The sequence below is a fragment of the Kitasatospora sp. NPDC127035 genome, assembly GCF_042726075.1.
GTDB lineage: Bacteria > Actinomycetota > Actinomycetes > Streptomycetales > Streptomycetaceae > Kitasatospora.
In genome coordinates this window covers 125,976-131,675 of the sequence record NZ_JBHXDN010000021.1, presented here as the reverse complement: position 1 = coordinate 131,675, position 5,700 = coordinate 125,976, and the positions used below count along the sequence as shown (strand labels likewise).

Genomic DNA, 5,700 nt, shown 5'->3' with positions numbered 1-5,700 from the left:
TTTTCCGCCCAATTCGGGGGGGGGGGGTCTCCCCTTTGGCGCCGGGATGGGGGGCCGGCCACCCGCAGGGGTGGCCGGCCTCACTGCCGGGCGCAGGCGTCTTCCGGGCGGGCCGGCCGCCGGTCGCTCCCGGCCCCCTCCCGCCCGCCCTCTCCGCCCGTACTGACGAGATCCGTACGCACCTTCGAAGGAAGCCGGCACCGTGTGCGGCGCGGCCCGGTAAGGTCTGGGAGTGACCGTAGTCGCGGGGCGCCGACGGCCCCCTCCGCGCGAGGAGCCCCCACGTGCTGATCACCCATGACACCGAGTGCGCGCTGAGCATCCTCGTCGAGCTGCTCAACACCGCACCCGAGGTGTGCGGCACCGAGCTGCTGCCCGACGTGGCCGCGCTCGACGCCTTCGTGATCCGCCAGGAGATCAGCGAGGTCGACTCCCTCACCGACGGCGACCTGCGCCGGGTGCACGAGCTGCGGACGCAGCTGCGCGAGGTCTTCGGGACGGAGTCCACCGAGGAGGCCGCCGAGCTGGTGAACGCCCTGGTCGCCGCCGCCGGCACGACACCCCGGCTCACCAACCACGACCACCACGGGTGGCACATCCACTACTTCGCGCCGCACGCCGCGCTCGGTGACCACCTGGCCGCCGAGCTGGGCATGGCGCTGGCCTTCATCCTCACCGCCGGCGAACGCGAGCGGCTGCGCCGCTGCGAGGCACCGGACTGCGCACGGGTCTTCGTCGACCTCTCGCGCAACCGCTCGCGGCGCTACTGCGACAGCCGGACCTGCGGGAACCGGCTGCACGTCGCCGCCTACCGGGCGCGCCAGCGGTCCGCCGAGTCGGTGCCCTCGGCCTGACCGCCGGTCCCGGCCCCGAACGGGGCGGGCGGTGGTTCGGGCCGTCGTTCGGGCCGTCGTTCGGGCGACGGGCCCGACAGCAGGCCGAAACCGCCGGACCGGGTCCCGGTCCGGCGCGGGCGGGCCGCTTCCGCTCAGATCCCGCGGCGGCGCAGGATCTCCTCGATGTCGGAGAAGTCCCCGAGCCCGTCGTCCCGCTTGGCCTGTTTCGCCGGCTTCTGCTGCTTCGCCGGCTTCTGCGGCTCGGCCCGCCTCGGCTGCTCGGCCTGCCTCGCCGGATCGAACGGCGCGGTGCCCGTGACACCGCCGGGATCCGCGCCGACGGCCGGGCGTGCGGGAGCCGGACCGGCCGCCGGACGCGCCCCGCCCCCGGCGACGGCGCCGCGACGGCCCGCCCACCGGGTGGTGGCCAGCAGCGCGGCCGAGACGCCCAGCAGCACGATGCCGGTCCAGACCCGGGGGTCGAAGACCAGCTTCGTCGCCCAGTCCGCCAGCTCGCTGCCGATGGTCCGGGCCACCGGGAAGAGGCCGGTCAGGTAGAGACCGGCCGGCACCAGCGCGAACGCGAACCAACGGGTCGCGGAGAGGAAGCGCCGGCGGTACGCGCGCAGGCCCGCGACGGCCACCCCGGCCGCCGTCAGCGCGAAGCTCACCGCCGCCGTCAGCACGGCCGCGTCCCGTCGTCGGCCGCCGCCCGCGCACCGCGCGCCGCTCGGCCGGTCGGCCTGTCAGTCGAACTGGTCATCTCGTCGGACCTCCCGTCGCTCCGGTCTGGCCGGGCCCGACCGCCGCCGGGACGGCACGGAGCCCACTAGTGGAACACTGGGGGCATGATCGAAGGTTCCCTCCCCCGTCTCGAGTTCTGGTGCGAGCTCCAGTGTCCGGACTGCCGCACCGCCCTGGACGACGTCCGGACGCTGCGCGCCCGGTACGGCGACGCGCTCCCCGTCGAGCTGCGCCACTTCCCGCTGGAGAAGCACAAGCACGCCTACGCCGCGGCGGAGGCCGCCGAGGAGGCGTTCGCGCAGGGCTTGGGGTGGCCGTACGTCGAGGCGCTGCTGGACCGCGTCGAGGAGCTGGAGTCGCGCGGCACCGAGGTGCTGCTGGAGGTGGCGCGGGAGGTCGGGGTGGACGCCGAGGAGGTGGACACCGCGCTGGTGGACGGGCGGCACATGCTGATCGTCGACGCCGACCAGGCCGAGGGCAAGGCGATCGGCGTGCAGGGCACGCCGACCTACGTGATCGCCGGGCAGCGACTGGACGGCGGACGGAGCCAGGACGGCCTGCTGGACCGGATCGTCGCCGTCATCGAGGCGGCGCAGCGCTCCTGACGGCCCGTCGGCGGATCCGGCGTCAGATCAGCGTCTTGCCGTAGACGCGGTTGGTCACCCGGTAGCCGAGCGACTCGTAGAGCCGGATCGCGACCTCGTTGCCGCTGAAGACGTTCAGCCCCAGGTCGCGGACCCCGGCGGCCAGGCACTCCCGTTCCGCGAGCAGCATCAGCGCCCGGCCGTGGCCGTGGCCCCGGTGGGCCTCGGCCACCTCGACCACCATCACCCAGGCCAGCGGCGCGCCGTCGGACAGGTCGCGGACCCGCAGGGCCAGCCAGAGCGAGCCCAGCGGGTCCGGCCCGGCACCCCTCAGCCGGCGCAGCGCGACACCGGGGGTGCCGGCCCCCAGGGGCAGCAGGTTCAGGTGGTCGGCGTCGGACTTGGCGCGGGCCTGCTCCTCCGCGAGACCGGACGAGACCAGGTCGCGCAGATAGCCCTCCTTGGCGTCCGCGAGCCAGTCCGGGAACTCCTCCGCGCCGATCGGGTGCGCGGTGAGGCCGGGCGGCAGCGCGGGCGGCGCGGTGAGGCGCTTGGCCATGTTCCGCATCCGCTCGCTGTAGCCGAGGGTGACCGCGAGCGAGCGCGCGAGCTGCGAGGACTCGGGGATGTCGGCGTCCACCCGGGTACAGCCCCAGCCGCGCAGCACCTCCTCGGCCGCCAGGGCGCCGAACGTTCCGCGCCCCCGCCCGCGCCCTTCGTGCACCTCCAACTCGGCTATCTCGCCCCAGAGTTGCCCGCCGCGCGGAACGAGGCTGGTGCGCAGGGCGCCGACCGGCCGGCCGTTGGCGCAGATCCGCCAGCGTCTGGTGCGGCCGCCGGCGGCGGTGGGTGTCTCCGGGCCCTCTGGGCGCAGCGTGGTGGTCATGCCGGGGTCCCTTCCCGCCGCCCGGGTGTTCTACCCGCCGGGGTGGGCGGGGCCGGGAGCCCCGGCGGCGCTCAGGGGTCCAGGTCGTCGGCGCTGCGCTCGGCGAAGACCGCCATGGCCTTGGTCGTCACCGGACCGGGCCCGGCCAGTTCGTGGCCGTCGACGCGGGTGACGGCCTGGACGTCGCGCAGGGTGGAGGTCAGGAAGACCTCCTCGGCCCGCTGGAGCGCGTCGAGCGGCAGGTCGGCCTCCTGGGCGCCGCACCAGTCGATGACGAGCCGGCGGGTGATGCCGGCCAGGCAGCCGGAGGAGAGCTGCGGGGTGAGCAGGGTTCCGTCGAGCACGACGAAGACGTTGGACCCGGTGCCCTCGCAGAGCCGGCCGGCGGTGTTGGCGAGGATCGCCTCGGAGGCGCGGGCCCGGTGGGCGGCGGCGAGGGCGACGACGTTCTCGGCGTACGAGGTGGTCTTCAGACCGGCGACGGCGCTGTGCTCGTTGCGGCGCCAGGGGACGACCGCGACGGCGGTGGTGTCGGGGCGGCGGGCGGCGGTGCCGAGGGAGACGACCAGGGTGGGGGCGTCGTCGCCGCGTTCGGAGCCGAGCGGGGCGACGCCACCGGTGTAGGTGACGCGCAGCCGGCCGAGCGGCACGGGGTTGGCGTCGAGGACCTGGGCGCAGGCCTCGCGGACCCGGTCGTGGTCGGGATCGGGCAGGCCGAGGCCGCGGGCCGAGCGGGTGAGCCGGTCGAGGTGGCGGGTGAGCGCGAAGGCCCGGCCGTCGACGGCCTTCAGGGTCTCGAAGACTCCGTCGCCGGTGGTGAGTCCGTGGTCGAGGACGGACAGGGCGGGGTCGGCGGAGTCGACGAGGGACCCGTTGACCCAGCTGGTGGTGGGGTGCTGCATCGAGGGCTGCTCCTCGTGGGTGGGGCGTGGGCGGGTCGGTTCCGGCCGGGGTCCGGAGACCGCGCCTGGGCGTTCCGGCTCTCAGTCGGTGGGGGTGTCGGTGCCCGACGCTATCGCGACCAGGCGGGCGGCCTTCAGTTCGGTTTCCGCCCACTCGCGGTCGGGGTCGGATCCCCAGGTGATGCCGGCACCGGTGCCGAAGCGGAGCTCGGGGGCGGCCGGGTCGGTCCGGTCGATCCAGAAGGTGCGGATGCCGACGGCGAGTTCGCCCTCGCCGCGGTCGGCGTCGACCCAGCCGACGGCCCCGCAGTAGGGGCCGCGCGGGGCGGTCTCCAGCGCCTCGATGATGCGCAGGGCGCTGGACTTGGGGGCCCCGGTCACCGAGCCGGGCGGGAAGGTCGCGGAGAGCAGTTCGGGCCAGCCGGCGTCCTCGCGCAGGGTCCCTTCGACGGTGGAGACCAGGTGGACCAGGCCGGGGTGCTTCTCGACGGCGCAGAGGTCCGGGACGCTGACGCTGCCGGTGGCGCAGACCCGTCCGAGGTCGTTGCGGACCAGGTCGACGATCATCACGTTCTCGGCGTGGTCCTTGTCGAGCAGGTCGTCCTCGGTGCGGCCGGTGCCCTTGATCGGGCCGGAGGAGACGGTGCGGCCGGTACGGCGCAGGTACAGCTCGGGCGAGGCGGTGGCGATCTCCACGCCGTGGCCGGGCAGCCGGACGGTGCCGGCGTAGGGCGCGGGGTTGCCGTGCGCGAGCAGGCCGGTGAGGGCGTCCACGTCGGTGCGGTCCGGATCCGGCAGCGGCGCGGACAGCACGCGGCAGAGGTTCGCCTGGTAGACCTCGCCGGCCGCGATGTGCTCCCTGATCCGGCGGACGCCCGCGGTGTAGGAGGCGTGGTCGAGCGAGCTGCGCCAGCGGTCGGCGGCCGGTCCCCGCCAGCCCGCGCCGGACGGGGGCGCGGGGGCCGGGCGGACGTCGTCGAAGCGCGCACAGGTGAGCCGGCCCTCGAAGTCGTGGACGACGGCCCAGTAGCCGGCGGAGTCGAGGGCCGCCGGATCCGAGGTGACGTCGCGCAGCCCGGTCGCGAGGCGGCCGCCGAAGCGGGCGAGGGGGATGTGGGGGGCGGGGTGGCCGGACACGGGTCTCCTGCACGGGCTTGCTCGGTTGCGGTGCCTGAAGTGTAGGTCGGGGGGCGTGAGCAGAGTCGGGCATCGCGCGGGCGTGCGCCGGATGACCTGCGGGTGTCACTCAGGGTGCCGTTCGCCTCCCGACGGGGCCGTCCCGCGGGGTCGGCGCGGGCCCGGCCCGCGGCCGCCCGGCGGGCACCCCGGCGGCACGCTGCGGGAACGGATTTTTAGCTGGCCCGGGAATCCGCTAGAGTTCAACACGTCGCCAGGGAGCGCAGCCGGGAAAAACGGTGAAGATCCCGGGAGACAGGCGGACGTGGCTCAGTTGGTAGAGCATCACCTTGCCAAGGTGAGGGTCGCGAGTTCGAATCTCGTCGTCCGCTCGATGGAGAACAGTGTAAGATCGTTCTTCGAGTGTTGCCTGGTGGAGTGGCCGAGAGGCGAGGCAACGGCCTGCAAAGCCGTCTACACGGGTTCAAATCCCGTCTCCACCTCCAAGAGGACTCCCGGTTCCACCGGGTGACCTCCCCGCGCGATTAGCTCAGCGGGAGAGCACTACCTTGACACGGTAGGGGTCACTGGTTCAATCCCAGTATCGCGCACGTCGGATCCTCCGGGGTCTG

Annotated in this window: 6 protein-coding genes and 3 tRNA genes; 5 read left to right on the top strand and 4 right to left on the bottom strand. The window is 74.4% G+C overall.

All coding sequences use genetic code 11. The features are described from left to right. Positions 1-284: 284 nt before the first annotated feature. The gene (locus ACFWIC_RS17505) at positions 285-854 is read left to right on the top strand and encodes a CGNR zinc finger domain-containing protein (RefSeq protein WP_329882277.1); all 570 of its coding nucleotides are present in this window, start codon (positions 285-287) and stop codon (positions 852-854) included. Between the two features lie 134 nt (positions 855-988). On the opposite strand, the gene ACFWIC_RS17500 is transcribed toward ACFWIC_RS17505, so the two are convergent. Beyond that, positions 989-1,522, bottom strand: coding sequence for a hypothetical protein (locus ACFWIC_RS17500; protein WP_380363929.1), 534 nt, complete (start codon positions 1,520-1,522; stop codon positions 989-991). Between the two features lie 162 nt (positions 1,523-1,684). On the opposite strand from ACFWIC_RS17500, the gene ACFWIC_RS17495 reads away from it, so the two are divergent. After that, positions 1,685-2,185, top strand: coding sequence for a DsbA family protein (locus ACFWIC_RS17495; protein ID WP_329949823.1), 501 nt, complete (start codon positions 1,685-1,687; stop codon positions 2,183-2,185). 22 nt (positions 2,186-2,207) lie between these two features. On the opposite strand, the gene ACFWIC_RS17490 is transcribed toward ACFWIC_RS17495, so the two are convergent. From ACFWIC_RS17490 to ACFWIC_RS17480, 3 genes are all read right to left on the bottom strand, one after another. Then, positions 2,208-3,050: a GNAT family N-acetyltransferase gene (locus tag ACFWIC_RS17490; protein WP_329882280.1), complete on the bottom strand. Its 843-nt coding sequence runs from the start codon at positions 3,048-3,050 to the stop codon at positions 2,208-2,210. A 71-nt stretch (positions 3,051-3,121) separates the two neighbouring features. Then, positions 3,122-3,952 (bottom strand): aminodeoxychorismate lyase, encoded by an 831-nt coding sequence (locus ACFWIC_RS17485; protein WP_329949822.1) that lies wholly within the window; start codon positions 3,950-3,952, stop codon positions 3,122-3,124. Positions 3,953-4,033: 81 nt separating this feature from the next. Then, positions 4,034-5,089 (bottom strand): chorismate-binding protein, encoded by a 1,056-nt coding sequence (locus ACFWIC_RS17480; RefSeq protein WP_355409381.1) that lies wholly within the window; start codon positions 5,087-5,089, stop codon positions 4,034-4,036. A gap of 298 nt (positions 5,090-5,387) precedes the next feature. On the opposite strand from ACFWIC_RS17480, the gene ACFWIC_RS17475 reads away from it, so the two are divergent. From ACFWIC_RS17475 to ACFWIC_RS17465, 3 genes are all read left to right on the top strand, one after another. Then, positions 5,388-5,460: transfer RNA gene (locus ACFWIC_RS17475), tRNA-Gly, on the top strand. 40 nt (positions 5,461-5,500) lie between these two features. Further along, positions 5,501-5,574 (top strand) — tRNA-Cys (locus ACFWIC_RS17470). A 33-nt stretch (positions 5,575-5,607) separates the two neighbouring features. After that, a tRNA-Val gene (locus tag ACFWIC_RS17465) sits at positions 5,608-5,679 on the top strand. The last annotated feature ends 21 nt before the right edge of the window (positions 5,680-5,700 follow it).

What these genes read in the sequence shown, in the direction of transcription:
- ACFWIC_RS17495 (WP_329949823.1), top strand. Translation starts at nt 1,685, where the DNA reads ATGATCGAAGGTTCCCTCCCCCGTCTCGAGTTCTGGTGCGAGCTCCAG.
- ACFWIC_RS17490 (WP_329882280.1), bottom strand. Translation starts at nt 3,050, where the DNA reads ATGACCACCACGCTGCGCCCAGAGGGCCCGGAGACACCCACCGCCGCC.
- ACFWIC_RS17485 (WP_329949822.1), bottom strand. Translation starts at nt 3,952, where the DNA reads ATGCAGCACCCCACCACCAGCTGGGTCAACGGGTCCCTCGTCGACTCC.